The organism is Nocardioides sp. Bht2 (genome assembly GCF_047308515.1).
Lineage (GTDB): Bacteria > Actinomycetota > Actinomycetes > Propionibacteriales > Nocardioidaceae > Nocardioides.
This window is the reverse complement of the sequence record NZ_JBLBWI010000013.1, coordinates 43,810-57,580: the sequence shown is the minus strand read 5'-3', so window position 1 is coordinate 57,580 and position 13,771 is coordinate 43,810. Positions and strand designations below refer to the sequence as shown.

The window sequence follows — 13,771 nt, the reverse complement described above, 5'->3', positions numbered from 1 at the left end:
GTTGGATCTATGGCCAACACCAGTGCTCGGATGCTGCGCCTGCTCTCCTTGCTGCAGACGCACCGCTATTGGGCCGGCGCCGAACTCGCCGACCGGCTCGAGGTCAGCCCGCGCACGCTGCGCCGCGACGTCGACCGGTTGCGTGACCTCGGGTATCCGGTCGACGCCGTCCGCGGGGTCGCGGGCGGGTACCAGCTGCAGGCCGGTGGCCAGTTGCCGCCGCTCCTGTTGGAGGACGAGGAGGCGGTGGCGATCGCCGTCGGGCTGCGGAGTGCGGCGGCCGGCGCGATCGAAGGTCTGAACGACTCGTCCCTGCAGGCGTTGACCAAACTGGTCAGCCTGATGCCGCCGCGGCTGCGGCGCCGGATCGATGCGGTGCAGAGCCAGACCCTGCCGGCGCCGGGCTTCGGGCCGTCGGTGGATGCCAGCGCGTTGATCCTGCTCGCCCAGGGCTGCCGGGACGACGAGACGCTTCGCTTCGGCTATACCGCCAACAGCGGCGAGACGAGCCAGCGCCATGTGGAGCCGCACCGGTTGGTGAGTATCGGACAGCGGTGGTACCTGGTGGCCTGGTGTCGTGAACGCCATGCCTGGCGCAGTTTCCGGGTCGACCGGGTCAGCGCGCCCGCCTTGACCGGCGCCCGGTTCCGGCAGCGTGAGCTGCCCGCCAGCGATGCTCTCGAGTTCGTCCGGGCCGGGATCCGTTCGATCCCGGCCCGCCACGAGATCCGGGTCCGGTTCCGAGGCGGAGCCGAGCAGGTCCGGGCGGCGGCCGGCCGTTGGGGTGTCGTCGAGGAGCAGGGGGACGAGGTGATCCTGACGATGAACGCCCCCGACCTCTTCTGGCCCCTCGGCATCCTCGCCTCGGTCGATCTCGACTTCGCCGTCGAGCATCCGCGCGAGCTCGCCGACGCCGTCGCGCAGGTCGCGGGGCGCTTCGCTCGCTCAAGGTGATCGAGTTGTCCCGGTGATCGAGTTGTCCCGGTGATCGGGTTGTCCCGGTGATCGAGCCGTCCCGGTGATCGAGCTTGTCGAGATCACCCTCCGTGGTCTCGACAAGCTCGACCAACGAAACCAGCTCGACCAACGAAACCAGCTCGACCGACGAAACCAGCTCGACCAACGAAACCAGCTCGACCAACGAAACAGCAAGCTTGGCCTGCCGCCGTCAGGTCACATCGAGCGGCATAGCATCGGTCGGTGCAGAAGCTTCGACTCGTCCGGACCGAAGTGCTTGCGGGTCTCGTGGTCGCCCTGGCCCTGATCCCCGAAGCGCTCTCGTTCTCGGTGCTGGCCGGCGTCGATCCGCGGGTGGGGCTCTTCACCAGCTTCACGATGGCGGTGACGGCGGGCCTCCTCGGTGGGCGTCCGGCGATGGTCTCCGGTGCCGCGGGAGCGACCGCGCTGGTGATCGCGCCCTTGGTCGCCTCGCACGGCATGCAGTACCTGATCGCCACCGTGCTGCTGGCCGGAGCGATGCAGCTCGCCCTCGGCCTGTTGGGGATCGGGAAGCTGATGCGGTTCATCCCGCGCTCGGTGATGGTCGGCTTCGTCAACTCGCTCTGCATCCTGATCTTCGCCGCCCAGGTGCCGCACCTGGTCGAGCACGGCGTGACGACGGCCGCGATCGCTGCGCTCGGCATCGCGCTGATGGTGCTGGTGCCCCGGTTGACCCGCGTCGTTCCGGCGCCGCTGGTCACCGTCGTCGGGCTGGCGGTGCTGGTCTGGGCGACCGGCGCCGCGGTGCCGCAGCTCTCCGGCGAGGGTGAACTGCCCGACAGCCTGCCCGGCCTGATGCTCCCCGATGTGCCGCTGACGGCCGAGACGCTGAAGATCATCGCGCCCTATGCGCTGGCGGTGGCACTGGTCGGGCTGATGGAGTCGCTGCTGACCGCCAAGCTGGTCGACGACCTCACCGACACCCGTTCTTCGAAGACCCGGGAGGCGCTCGGCCAGGGCGGCGCCAACCTGGTCACCGGACTCTTCGGCGGTATGGGCGGCTGCGCGATGATCGGCCAGACGATGGTCAACGTGAAGGAAGCCGGGGCTCGGACCCGGATCTCCTCGGTGATGGCCGGTGTCTGGCTGCTGCTTCTGGTGGTCGGCCTCGGCGAGACCGTGGGCCGGATTCCGATGGCGGCGCTGGCCGCGGTGATGGTGGTGGTCTCCGTGACCACCTTCGACTGGCGCAGCATCGCGCCGTCCACCCTGCGCCGGATGCCCCGTTCGGAGACCGCCGTGATGCTGGTGACGGTGGCCGTCGTGGTGGCCACCGAGAACCTCGCGATCGGCGTCATCGCTGGCGTGATCGTGGCGCTGATGCTCTTCGCCCGCCGGGTGGCACACCTCGCCGGGCTGGCCCGGCACGTCGACGACGATCAGGTGGTCTACCGGGTGACCGGCGAGCTCTTCTTCGCCTCCAGCAACGACCTCTACAGCCAGTTCTCCTACACCGCGGACCCCGACCGGGTGGTGATCGACCTCAGCGACGCCCACGTCTGGGACGCCTCCACCGTCGCCGTCCTGGACTCGATCGAGGCCAAGTACGCGCGCCTCGGCAAGCAGGTCGAGATCCGCGGGTTGAACGACGCCAGCGCCGGGATGCACCGACGGCTCAGCGGCCAGCTCGGCGTCGACTAGCTCAATCGGCGTCGCACTAGCTCAATGTGACCTCAGCGTCGGGAATTCGGTCCGAAGTGCGCCGTCAGGTCACATTGAGCGTCAGCAATCGCAGGCGGTGGCCAGGACGGTTCCGTCGGCGTCCAGGTAGTCGAAGGTCAGGCCGCTCAACGCCTTGGTGGTTGTCTCGGGGTAGTTGCCCGCCGGCCAGCTGACGCCGTCCAGCGCCGCGGCGAATCCACCGGTCTTGGGATCGACGGGGATCGTCAGGTCGATCCGATCCTCGGTCCAGGCCAGGGTGCCGTGCATCCGCACCTCGGTGGCGCCGGTCTTGGTGACGCCGTAGGCCACCGGGTACCAGGGCGCGGTCCGCCACCCGGGCTCACCCGGCGCGGCCGCGCCCTCGCGGACCACCCAGACCCTGCCGGCGGAGTCGGCGGAGAGGTCACCGGTCCCACAGCCGGTACTGCCGTTCCACATCTGATTGCGTGGGGTGCCCGGTCGGGTGTGGGAGATGGCCATGCAGGACCGGTCGCCCTCGGCCTGCCAGATCACGAACCCGGTCCCGTCGGTCAGCGTCACGTCCGCGACGGTGCGGAGCCCATCGGCGTCGCCGCCCCACTTGCTGACCTCCTTGCGCACCGACTCCGGTGCCTCGTTCCCGCCAGGCAGCAGCCCGGCAGCCCAAGCGGCGCCGCCGAGCCCCAGCACCGCAACTCCAGCGAGTCCGGCCAGCACTCGTGCTCGGCGACGTCGCGGCGCTGTCGGATCAGGCGCAGCAAGGATCGCCTCCAAGGTGTCGACCGACCAGGCTGGATCGAGTGCTTCGGGGGCGGGACGCAGTGACTCGACGATCGACTCGGACTTCATGAGGACTCCTTGATGGGGTGTCGGGTAGGGAGCGGGGCAAGGCCGGGCTCCGGATGCGGTTCCTCGACCGGGCTGAGCGCGGCACGCGCCCGGCTGAGTCGTTTGCGGAAGGTCGCCGGGCGCAGCCCTAGGGCCTGCGCGGCCTCGTCGGAGCTCAGCCCGTCCCAGGCCACCAGTAGCAGGGCTTCGCGTTGCTCGTTGGGCAGCGCCGCCAGCCGTTCCAGCGCCTCGCGCCGGGCCAGTGCGCCGTCCTGACCGGCTGCGCCCCGGTGGTCGGCGACGTCAGCGGCGACGGCGTCGAGCAGCGCCACCCGGTCCACCAGGGCGCGGTTCCGGACAGCGCCCCGGACCCGGTTGGAGATCACCTTGCGGGCGGTGCCGAGCAGCCAGCCGATCGGTGGATCGGGCAACTCGTCCCAGCGGCGCCAGGCGTGCAGGAAGGTCTCCGCGACAACATCCTGGGCGTCGTCCCCGAGGTGACGGCGCGCGAACGCCAGCACTCTGGGTGCATCCGCCTGCCAGCAGCGGGTGAAGCTCTCTTCTCGGGTGGTCACACTCGGTAGTGTCCGCTCACCCGCTCAATGTGACCTGAGCGTTGGAAAATAGGCTGTACATGCACCGTCAGGTCACATTGAGGAGGGTCATGCCCAGGAGACTGATGCCGGCTGAGCCGGGCGAGGTGCGCGCTGCGTTGGCGGCGCGGGCTACGGGTACCGCTGGGAAGGCCGAACTCAAGCTGCTGACGAAGCACTTCCTGGCGCTGCTCCAGGAGATCGCGCCCGGCAACTCGGTCGAAGTCCGGGTGCCGCCCTATGCGGCCGTGCAGGTGATCGAAGGCGTCCGACACACCCGCGGTACACCGCCGGCGGTCGTCGAGATCACGCCCGACGTCTGGCTGGCCCTGGCCACCGGCGAGTCCACCTGGGACGCCGAGACGGCGGCCGGCCGGGTCCACGCCAGCGGCGAGCGGTCCGACCTCGGCGTCTGGCTGCCGCTGGTGGGCCGATGAGCTCCCTGTTGGTCCGGCTCCCGGACGCCCAGCTGGCACACGCGATCGGCCCGGTCGACGGCGTCGACTTCGTGATCGGTGCCGCCGCCCGCAACCGCGCCGAGGAGGTCGACGTCTACGTCGCCGACTACGCCACCGGCGTCGAGGCGCTCGCCGAACTCGGCTCGTTCCCGCGACTGCGCCTGGTGCAGCTCCAGTCGGCCGGCTACGACGGGTTCCTGGAACGGCTGCCGGACGGCGTCGCCCTGGCGAACGCCACGGGTGTCCACGACGACGCCACCGCCGAACACGCACTCGGTCTCACCCTCGCCGCCCTACGCGGGATCCCCGAATCGGTGCGCCAGCACGGCGTATGGCACCGAATGCCGGGACGCCGTTCGCTCGCCGACAGCCGGGTGCTGATCTACGGCTACGGCTCGATCGGGCGCGCCATCGCGGAGCGGTTCATGGCCTGCAAGGCGCAGGTCACCGCGGTCGCGAGCCGACCCCGCACCGACGATCTCGTCGGAACCGTCCACGGCCCCGAGCGGCTCGCCGCGCTGCTGCCCGAGCAGCACGTGCTGGTCGTCGTGCTGCCGCTCACCGAGGAGACCCGCCACGCCGTCGACGCCGCGTTCCTCGCCCAGCTCGGTGACGACGCCCTGGTGGTCAACGTCGGACGGGGGCCGCTGCTCGACACCGACGCAGTGCTGGCCGAGGCCGGGCGGCTCCGGTTCGCGCTCGACGTCACCGACCCCGAGCCGCTGCCGGAGCACCATCCGCTCTGGGCCGCGCCCGGTGTGCTGATCACCCCGCACGTCGCGGGTGGCACCACCGCGATGCTGCCGCGGGTGGCAGCGCTGGTGCGCGGTCAACTTCAGGCACTGGTCGCCGGCGAGCAGCTACGCAACCTGGTGTCTCAATAACCCGGATGCGGAGCAACCGCCCCGCCTGAGACTATGGGGGAGTGCGCGAGATCAAGCAGAGCCAGAAGCTGAAGAACGTCCGCTACGACGTGCGCGGTCCGATCCTGGAAGAGGCACAGCGCCTCGAGGCACAGGGTCACAAGATTCTGAAGCTCAACATCGGTAACCCCGCACCCTTCGGCTTCGAGGCGCCGCAGGCGATCGTCGCCGACATGATCCACCACCTCCCCGAGGCGCAGGGCTACAGCGACTCGCGGGGCATCTTCTCCGCCCGCACCGCGGTTGCGCAGTACTACCAGAGTCGGGGGCTGACCGAGGCCCACGTCGACGACGTCTTCATCGGCAACGGCGTCTCCGAGCTGATCACGATGGTGCTGCAGACCTTCATCGACGACGGCAACGAGATCCTGGTCCCGGCGCCCGACTACCCGCTGTGGACCGGCGCGGTCACCCTCTCCGGAGGCACCCCGGTGCACTACCTGTGCGACGAGTCGAACGACTGGGCTCCGGACCTCGCCGACATCGAGTCGAAGATCACCGAGAACACCCACGCGATCGTGATCATCAACCCGAACAACCCGACCGGCGCGGTCTACAGCGAGGAGATCGTCAAGGGCCTGGTCGACATCGCGCGCCGCCACGAACTGGTCATCTTCAGCGACGAGATCTACGAGAAGATCCTCTTCGACGACGCCGTTCACCACCACACCGCGACCTACGCCGGCGACGACGTCCTCTGCCTCACGTTCAGCGGCCTCTCCAAGGCCTACCGGGTCTGTGGCTACCGCTCCGGCTGGGTGCTGGTCAGCGGCCCGAAGCACATCGCGCGCGACTTCCTCGAGGGTCTGACCCTGGTCTCCAACATGCGGATGTGTGCGAACGTCCCGGCCCAGCACGCGATCCAGACCGCTCTCGGCGGCTACCAGTCGGTGCAGGAACTGATCGTCCCCGGCGGCCGGTTCTACGAGCAGAGCATGCTCGCCTACCGGCTGCTCAACGAGATTCCCGGCGTCAGCGCCGTCAAGCCGCGGGGAGCGCTCTACGTCTTCGCCCGGCTCGACCCGGAGATCTACCCGATCAAGGACGACGAGCAGTTCGTCATCGACCTGCTCCGGGCCAAGCACCTGCTGGTCACCCACGGCACCGGCTTCAACTGGCCGGACCCCGACCACTTCCGGATGGTCTGCCTGCCGGACGTGGCGATGCTCGAGGAAGCGATCGGCCGGATCGCTGAGTTCCTCGCTGAATACCGCACCAAAGTGGGCACCGCCTGAGCAAGCGATTCACTTCTTGACTACTCTTCGGCCTTCGGGGAGTCGTTGAGTTGGCGTTCGTTGGGAGAAAACAATGCTCAGGCTCGTGGGTGGCCTAGCGCTCGTTGGCGCGTTGGTCGTCGGTTGCGGTGAACAGCAGGCGACCGAGCCGGCCTCGCGTGCCGAGGACCGGACCGCGAAGCTCGACCAGCAGCAGATGATCAGTGAGGACGCCGGCACCCTCCGTGCCAAGGCCGCTCCGGTCTCCGCCGTCGCCCTGCCCAGTTGCCATGAGCTCGGCGCTGCCTTGGGAGAGCGGGCCACCGATCTGCGCCTGGTCTCGCAGGCCGTCAACGTCAAGAAGCTCAAGGCTCAGAAGCTGGACGCCGCGGCCGCCGACGCGTCGGTGCCTACCGACGTCAGCGGTGGATCTGCGCTCGCCGCGACGCCGAAGCCCTCGTCCGACCCGGTCCGCCAGCGTTGCGAGTGGCGCTCGCGTCCGGCGGCCGAGGAGCAGACCGGTCTGGTGCTGACCGTCGAGCGCGCGGAGGGCCAGATCCGCCGGACCGACGTCGTGGGCCACGTCCTCGACCTGCCCACCGTGGAGCGGGCCGGTGGTTTCGTGATCTCCCCGACCCAGTACCTCGACCTCGAGGCCCCGCTCACCTCGGACGGCGCCCAGGTCGTGATCGGCCAGCTGCGGGTCCGGATCGCGGCACCGGGGCTGATGCCGGCGAACGGCACCGTACGCCTCGACACTGCCGACGCGATCACCGCGGCGCTGGACGTACACCGGGCGCTCGCGCGCTGACTCCGGCCCTTCGGGGCAGCCGTCCGCCCCGGCGTAAGGTGCAGGGGTGACTTCGATCGATGACCTTCGCGCCCGCCTGAACGACCTGATGCCCGCCCTGCGGGCTGACCTGGAGGAGCTCGTCCGGATTCCCTCGGTGAGTGCCGATCCGGCCCGCGCCGGCGAGGTGCTGCGAAGCGCGGAGAAGACCCGCGACCTGTTCGCCGCCGAGGGCTTCGAGGCCGAGGTCGTCACCGCCTACGAGGGTGGCGCCCCTGCCGTGATCGCCCACAAGGCAGGCCCGGCCGGTGCCCCGACGGTGCTGCTCTACGCACACCACGACGTCCAGCCGGAGAACGACCACGCGGAGTGGAACACCCCGCCGTTCGAGCCGACCGAGGTCGGCGACCGGCTCTACGGTCGGGGCGCAGCCGACGACAAGGCCGGCATCGTCGCGCATCTGGCGGCGATCCGGATGCTCGGCGCCGAGCTGCCGGTCAGCGTGACCGTCTTCGTCGAAGGCGAGGAGGAGACCGGCTCGGAGTCGCTGCCCGACCTCCTCAAGCAGAACCTGGACCGGCTCCGCTCCGACGTGATCGTGATCGCCGACTCCGGCAACTGGGACATCGGCGTCCCGGCGCTGACCACCAGCCTTCGCGGCCTGGTCCGCGTCGACATCGAGGTCCGCACGCTGACCCACGCCGTCCACTCCGGCATGTGGGGCGGCCTGGCGCCGGACGCGCTGATGGCGCTGAGCCGTCTGATCGCCTCCCTGCACGACGACGCCGGCAACCTGGTCGTCCAGGGGCTCCGCGGTGGGCCGGCTGCCGACGTCGTCTACCCCGAGGACCGGCTGCGCGCCGAGTCCGGCGCGATCGAGGGCCTGCACTGGATCGGCAGCGGCAGCGCCGTCGAGCGGTTGTGGACCCAGCCCGCGTTGTCGGTGACCGGCATCGACGCCCCCAAGGTCGACGGCGCCAGCAACACCCTGGTCCCGGCCGCTCGGGCCAAGCTCTCGCTCCGGGTCGCGCCGAACGACACCACCGCCAACGCGCTGGAGTGCCTGACCCGGCACCTCGAGCAGCACGTCCCGTGGGGCGCGGAGCTCAAGGTCACCCTGGTCGACGCCGGCGAGGCGACCCAGATCGACGCCACCGGGCCCGCCTACGACGTCGCCCGTGAGGCGTTCCGGCAGGCCTGGGACGGCGTCGACCCCGTCGACATGGGCGTCGGCGGCTCGATCCCGTTCATCGCCGAGTTCTTGGGAGCGTTCCCCGAGGCCAGCGTCCTGGTGACCGGCGTCGAGGACCCCGACACCCGGGCCCACGGCGCCAACGAGGGCCTGCACCTGGCCGAGTTCTACCGGGTCTGCATCGCCGAGGCGCTGCTGCTGCTAGGCCTCGCCGAACAGCGCTGATCCACGACCGTCCCTCACGTTCCGGTGCCCGCGTCGGTGTGGCGCCGACCACAACGTGAGGGACGATCGGGCGGCGGCGTTCTCAGTCGGCGGCGCTCGATGTGCGGCTTCCTCGGTAGGCCCGTACGATATTTGTGTGCCTCAGCCCAGCAACACGCGCAAGGGCGGCGACGGCCGCCTCACGGCAGCCCTCGACCCCCAGGACTCTGGCCCCCAGGACGCCTGTGGCGTCTTCGGTGTGTGGGCCCCTGGTGAAGACGTCGCCAAGCTGACCTACTACGGCATCTATGCGCTGCAGCACCGCGGCCAGGAGTCTGCCGGTATCGCGGTCAGCAATGGCCGTCAGATCCTGGTCTACAAGGACATGGGCCTGGTCTCCCAGGTCTTCGACGAGTCCACTCTGGAGGCCCTCAAGGGCCACCTGGCGATCGGTCACGCGCGTTACTCGACCACGGGTGCCAGCACCTGGGAGAACGCCCAGCCGACCTTCCACCCGACGCCGCACGGCTCGATCGCGCTGGCGCACAACGGCAACCTGACCAACACCGCCGAGCTTTCGACGATGGTGGAGGATCTCGCCGGCCTGACCGGTGAGCTCGACCTGGCGATGCGCCGTCCCGAAGCGTCGACCAACGACACCAGCGTGGTCACCGCCCTCCTCGCGCACCACCCCGACAGCACCGTCGAGGAGAAGGCGATGGAGCTGCTGCCGCTGGTCAAGGGCGCCTTCTCCTTCGTCTGGATGGACGAGAACACGCTCTACGCCGCCCGCGACCCCCAGGGCATCCGTCCGCTGGTGATCGGTCGTCTGGAGCGAGGCTGGGTGGTCGCCTCGGAGACCGCCGCGCTCGACATCGTCGGCGCCTCCTACATCCGTGAGATCGAGCCCGGCGAGATGGTCGTCATCGACGCCGACGGGCTCCGCTCGCGTCAGTTCGCCGAGCCCGCGCCCAAGGGCTGCCTCTTCGAGTTCGTCTACCTGGCGCGCCCGGACACGATCATCACCGGCAAGCGGGTGCACAGCGTCCGCGTCGAGATCGGCCGCCGCCTGGCCAAGGCGTTCCCCGCCGACGCCGACCTGGTGATCCCGGTCCCCGAGTCCGGGACCCCGTCCGCGATCGGCTACGCCGAGGCCTCCGGGATCCCCTACGGGATGGGCCTGGTCAAGAACTCCTACGTGGGCCGGACCTTCATCCAGCCGTCGCAGACCATCCGCCAGCTCGGTATCCGGCTGAAGCTGAACCCGCTGCGCGACGTCATCGAGGGCAAGCGCCTGGTCGTCGTGGACGACTCGATCGTGCGCGGCAACACCCAGCGTGCGCTGGTCCGGATGCTGCGTGAGGCCGGTGCCCGCGAGGTGCACGTGCGGATCTCCTCGCCGCCGGTGAAGTGGCCCTGTTTCTACGGCATCGACTTCGCCACCCGCGCCGAGCTGATCGCCAACGGTCTGACCAACGACGAGATCTGCCGCTCGATCGACGCCGACTCGCTGGGCTACATCTCGTTGGAGGATCTGGTCGACGCGACCACGGTCCCCAACGACCAGCTCTGCCGCGCCTGCTTCGACGGCGTCTACCCGGTTGCGCTGCCCGAGCCCGAGCTGCTCGGCAAGAACCTCCTGGAGGCTCCGCTCGCGGCGTCGGCTCGCACCGATGTCGACGGTCTGGCCGCCTCCGTTGCCGGTGGCGGCGCGGCTGACGCGCTCGACCGTCCCTGAACGCATCAACGCCAGATTTCGTCGCAGAGGAGAGAGATGAGCGACCAGAACGCCTACGCCCAGGCCGGAGTTTCGATCGAGGCCGGTGACCGTGCCGTCGAGCTGATGAAGACCTGGATCGAGAAGGCGCGCCGCCCCGAGATGGTCGGCGGTATCGGTGGCTTCGCCGGTCTCTTCGACGCCTCGGCGCTGAAGAGCTACGACCGTCCGCTGCTGGCCTCCTCGGCTGACGGAGTGGGCACCAAGGTCGCCATCGCGCAGGCGATGGACAAGCACGACACCATCGGACACGACCTGGTCGGCATGCTCGTCGACGACCTGGTGGTCTGCGGTGCCGAGCCGCTGTTCCTCACCGACTACATCGCCACCGGCAAGGTGCACCCGGAGCGGATCGCCGCGATCGTCAAGGGCATCGCCGAGGCCTGTGTGCTGGCCGGTACCGCACTGGTCGGTGGCGAGACCGCCGAGCACCCGGGCCTGCTGGGCCCCGACGAGTACGACGTGGCCGGTTCGACCACCGGTGTCGTCGAGGCTGCCGACCTGCTCGGTGCCGAACTGGTCCGTGACGGCGACGTCGTCATCGCGATGGAGGCCAGTGGCCTGCACTCCAACGGCTATTCGCTGGTGCGCCACGTGCTGCTCAACACCGCCGGCTGGAAGCTCGACCGCGACGTCCCCGAGTTGGGTCGCACGCTGGGCGAGGAGCTGCTCGAGCCGACCCGGATCTACGCCAAGGCGTGCCTGGCGCTGGCCAAGGCGACCGAGACCCACGCGATGTCGCACATCACCGGTGGTGGCCTGGCGGCCAACCTGGAGCGGGTCATGCCCAAGCACCTGGACGCCACCCTGGACCGCGGTACCTGGACCCCGCAGCCGATCTTCGACCTGGTCCGCCAGGTCGGTTCGGTCGCGCAGCCCGACCTCGAGATGACCCTCAACTGTGGTGTGGGCATGGTCTCGCTGACCGCCCCCGCGGACGCCGACAAGGCGATCGAGGTGCTCGGCGAGTTCGGGATCAAGGCCTGGGTTGCGGGCTCCGTGAGCGCCGGAACCGGCTCCGTGGCTATGACCGGTCAGCACCCCGGCTGGTAAGCGCTAGAACCGTCTGTAAACGCCTCCTGGGCGTCGCTGTGCCCTGACCACTGCTGAGTGGCGCATGGGGTCGCGACCCCACGGAGGCGTTTCGGCCATGTGGCCCCAGCAGGCTCCGGCCGCTCGGCGCGCGGTCGAAAGTTGGGCCGGGTTCGCGGGAACAGCCACCGCTCAGGTAGCGTTGGCCCTACGAGATACCAGACCAAGAGCCGGGGATCCACGCGGTGCCTTTACGCCGACGTTACCCGGCCGAGCGCGCGAAGGGGTCGATCCTATGGGACGCGGCCGTGCCAAGGCCAAGCAGACGAAGGTCGCCCGGGAGCTTAAGTACCGTACCCACGAGACGGACTTCTCTGCCCTGGCCAACGAACTGCACCACGACAACTCTTCGTCGGAGGCGAAGCGCTCGGATGACGAGCGCGACGACTATGCCGACTACTCGGAGTCGTCGCGCGATTGAGCGCAGTCGCGCTGCCGGACGGTTCTGACCGTCCCGTAGAGCGACTTCCTGCCCTGACGCGGGCCCTCGGGCTGTCGTGACAGCCCCGGTGTCGTCTGAGCGGCTCTGGTTCGTCTGGCTGACGACCAGTGCGCGGCGGTCTTCCGCCGCGCACCGGTGTGCGGTCAGCGAGGCAGCCAGAGACCGCGCAGGCGGCCTACTTCGTTGATCCGTCGCGCAGCCAGCCGGTCGGCTGCCACTGCCGGCGGGACGCCGTCACGGCGGGCTGTTTCCAGCACGTTGCGGGTGGTGTCGAAGATCCCCGTCGCGCGGTGCTTGGCGCGTTCGAAGGAGAACCCCTCGAACTCGTCGGCGACCTGGATCAGGCCACCGGCGTTCACGCAGTAGTCGGGCGCATAGAGGATGCCGCGGTCGTCGAGCACCTTCTCCACCCCCGGGTGGGCGAGCTGGTTGTTCGCCGCACCGCAGACGACCCGTGCCTGCAGGTGGGCAGCCACCTCGTCGTCGAGTGCCCCGCCGAGTGCGCAGGGTGCGTAGACGTCGAGCGGCAGGGCCAGCAGGGCCTCGGCGCTCTCGACCACCTCGACGTCGGGGTACTCGTCGCGGACCCGATCGATCGCGGGTTGCCAGACGTCGCTGACCACGACCCGGGCGCCGACGTCGACGAGATGGCCGACCAGGTGGCGGCCGACCTTGCCGACGCCGAGAACGCCGACCGTGCGGCCGGACAGGTTGCTGTCGCCCCAGGCGGCTTCGGCGCTGGCCCGCATCCCTTGGAAGACGCCGAAGGCGGTCAGTACCGAGGAGTCCCCGGCGCCGCCGTGGGCGAGGGTGCGGCCGGTGACGTGCGCCGTCTCGCGGCCGATCAGGTCCATGTCGTGCGAGGTGGTGCCGACGTCGCAGGCGGTGATGTACCGACCGCCGAGGGTCTCGACGAAGCGACCGTAGGCGCGGAACAGGTGCTCGGACTTCATCTGGTGCGGATCGCCGATGATCACCGCCTTGCCGCCGCCGAGGTCGAGGCCGGCGAGAGCTGCCTTGTAGGTCATCCCGCGGGCCAGATCGAGCGCGTCGGCGAGCGCCGTCGCGGTGTCCGGATAGGCGTGGAACCGGGTGCCGCCGAGGGCCGGGCCGAGTGCTGTGGAGTGGATCGCGATGATGGCGCGCAGTCCGCTCGCCTCATCGTGGGCGAAGACGACCTGTTCGTGTTCCTGGGTGAACGGATCGCTGACGTGGTGGCTGGTCATGGTGGACCTTTCCGTGCTGCCGCGCCCTGGATGGAGGCGCGGGGGACCAGTGCCTGCGAGGTGGTGCAGGTCACACGATCCAGCCTAGGCCGTTCCGTGTTGTTGGGCGAACGGGGCATCTAGGAGGTGCTTGCGGAATGTGTAAGACTCGACCGAGTCGGACAATTTCCCAGATGAAAGTCGATCCATGAGTACCCGCGACGGCGATGCAGAAAAGTTGCTCACACCGGCCGAGGTCGCAGCTCTCTTTCGGGTGGATCCTAAGACAGTTACCCGATGGGCCAAGGCAGGCCGGATTCATTCCATCAAGACCCTTGGGGGTCACCGCAGGTTCCGGGAGGAAGAGATCCTGGCCCTGCTGAAGGAGGGTTCCGAGTAGCCCAATGTGACCT

The 13,771-nt window shown here is 69.5% G+C and carries 14 protein-coding genes; 11 read left to right on the top strand and 3 right to left on the bottom strand.

What is annotated here, in order from left to right; all coding sequences use genetic code 11:
- Positions 1-9 precede the first annotated feature (9 nt).
- Both ACLM5J_RS15510 and ACLM5J_RS15505 read left to right on the top strand, forming a co-directional pair.
- Positions 10-954, top strand: coding sequence for a helix-turn-helix transcriptional regulator (locus tag ACLM5J_RS15510; RefSeq protein ID WP_413657363.1), 945 nt, complete (start codon positions 10-12; stop codon positions 952-954).
- Between the two features lie 246 nt (positions 955-1,200).
- Positions 1,201-2,640, top strand: coding sequence for a SulP family inorganic anion transporter (locus ACLM5J_RS15505; protein ID WP_413657362.1), 1,440 nt, complete (start codon positions 1,201-1,203; stop codon positions 2,638-2,640).
- Positions 2,641-2,721: 81 nt separating this feature from the next.
- Here ACLM5J_RS15505 and ACLM5J_RS15500 read toward each other — a convergent pair whose 3' ends face one another.
- Together ACLM5J_RS15500 and ACLM5J_RS15495 are read right to left on the bottom strand one after the other, a co-directional pair.
- A complete protein-coding gene (locus tag ACLM5J_RS15500) occupies positions 2,722-3,489 on the bottom strand; it encodes a hypothetical protein (protein WP_413657361.1) in 768 nt (255 codons plus the stop codon).
- Entirely contained in the window at positions 3,486-4,043 is a 558-nt protein-coding gene (locus ACLM5J_RS15495) for an RNA polymerase sigma factor (protein ID WP_413657360.1), read from the bottom strand. The genes ACLM5J_RS15500 and ACLM5J_RS15495 overlap by 4 nt, the downstream gene beginning before the upstream one ends.
- A gap of 89 nt (positions 4,044-4,132) precedes the next feature.
- On the opposite strand from ACLM5J_RS15495, the gene ACLM5J_RS15490 reads away from it, so the two are divergent.
- The 8 genes from ACLM5J_RS15490 to ACLM5J_RS15455 all read left to right on the top strand — a co-directional run bounded on the left by ACLM5J_RS15490 (position 4,133) and on the right by ACLM5J_RS15455 (position 12,132).
- Positions 4,133-4,498 (top strand): sterol carrier family protein, encoded by a 366-nt coding sequence (locus ACLM5J_RS15490; protein ID WP_413657359.1) that lies wholly within the window; start codon positions 4,133-4,135, stop codon positions 4,496-4,498.
- Positions 4,495-5,403 (top strand): 2-hydroxyacid dehydrogenase, encoded by a 909-nt coding sequence (locus tag ACLM5J_RS15485; RefSeq protein ID WP_413657358.1) that lies wholly within the window; start codon positions 4,495-4,497, stop codon positions 5,401-5,403. The genes ACLM5J_RS15490 and ACLM5J_RS15485 overlap by 4 nt, the downstream gene beginning before the upstream one ends.
- Positions 5,404-5,444: 41 nt before the next feature.
- Positions 5,445-6,677, top strand: coding sequence for a pyridoxal phosphate-dependent aminotransferase (locus ACLM5J_RS15480; RefSeq protein ID WP_413657357.1), 1,233 nt, complete (start codon positions 5,445-5,447; stop codon positions 6,675-6,677).
- A gap of 73 nt (positions 6,678-6,750) precedes the next feature.
- Positions 6,751-7,467: a hypothetical protein gene (locus ACLM5J_RS15475; RefSeq protein ID WP_413657356.1), complete on the top strand. Its 717-nt coding sequence runs from the start codon at positions 6,751-6,753 to the stop codon at positions 7,465-7,467.
- A gap of 55 nt (positions 7,468-7,522) precedes the next feature.
- Positions 7,523-8,863, top strand: a complete 1,341-nt coding sequence (locus ACLM5J_RS15470) for a dipeptidase (RefSeq protein WP_413657431.1) — start codon at positions 7,523-7,525, stop codon at positions 8,861-8,863.
- 136 nt (positions 8,864-8,999) lie between these two features.
- The gene (gene purF, locus ACLM5J_RS15465; RefSeq protein WP_413657355.1) at positions 9,000-10,580 is read left to right on the top strand and encodes an amidophosphoribosyltransferase; all 1,581 of its coding nucleotides are present in this window, start codon (positions 9,000-9,002) and stop codon (positions 10,578-10,580) included.
- Between the two features lie 36 nt (positions 10,581-10,616).
- Positions 10,617-11,672, top strand: coding sequence for a phosphoribosylformylglycinamidine cyclo-ligase (purM, locus tag ACLM5J_RS15460; protein WP_413657354.1), 1,056 nt, complete (start codon positions 10,617-10,619; stop codon positions 11,670-11,672).
- 274 nt (positions 11,673-11,946) lie between these two features.
- Positions 11,947-12,132: a DUF3073 domain-containing protein gene (locus ACLM5J_RS15455; protein WP_413657353.1), complete on the top strand. Its 186-nt coding sequence runs from the start codon at positions 11,947-11,949 to the stop codon at positions 12,130-12,132.
- A 164-nt stretch (positions 12,133-12,296) separates the two neighbouring features.
- Here ACLM5J_RS15455 and ACLM5J_RS15450 read toward each other — a convergent pair whose 3' ends face one another.
- Complete coding sequence (locus ACLM5J_RS15450; RefSeq protein WP_413657352.1) at positions 12,297-13,379, bottom strand: Glu/Leu/Phe/Val family dehydrogenase; 1,083 nt, start codon at positions 13,377-13,379, stop codon at positions 12,297-12,299.
- Positions 13,380-13,566: 187 nt separating this feature from the next.
- On the opposite strand from ACLM5J_RS15450, the gene ACLM5J_RS15445 reads away from it, so the two are divergent.
- On the top strand, positions 13,567-13,758 hold the full coding sequence (locus tag ACLM5J_RS15445) for a BldC family transcriptional regulator (protein ID WP_413657351.1): 192 nt from the start codon (positions 13,567-13,569) through the stop codon (positions 13,756-13,758).
- Positions 13,759-13,771: the final 13 nt, after the last annotated feature.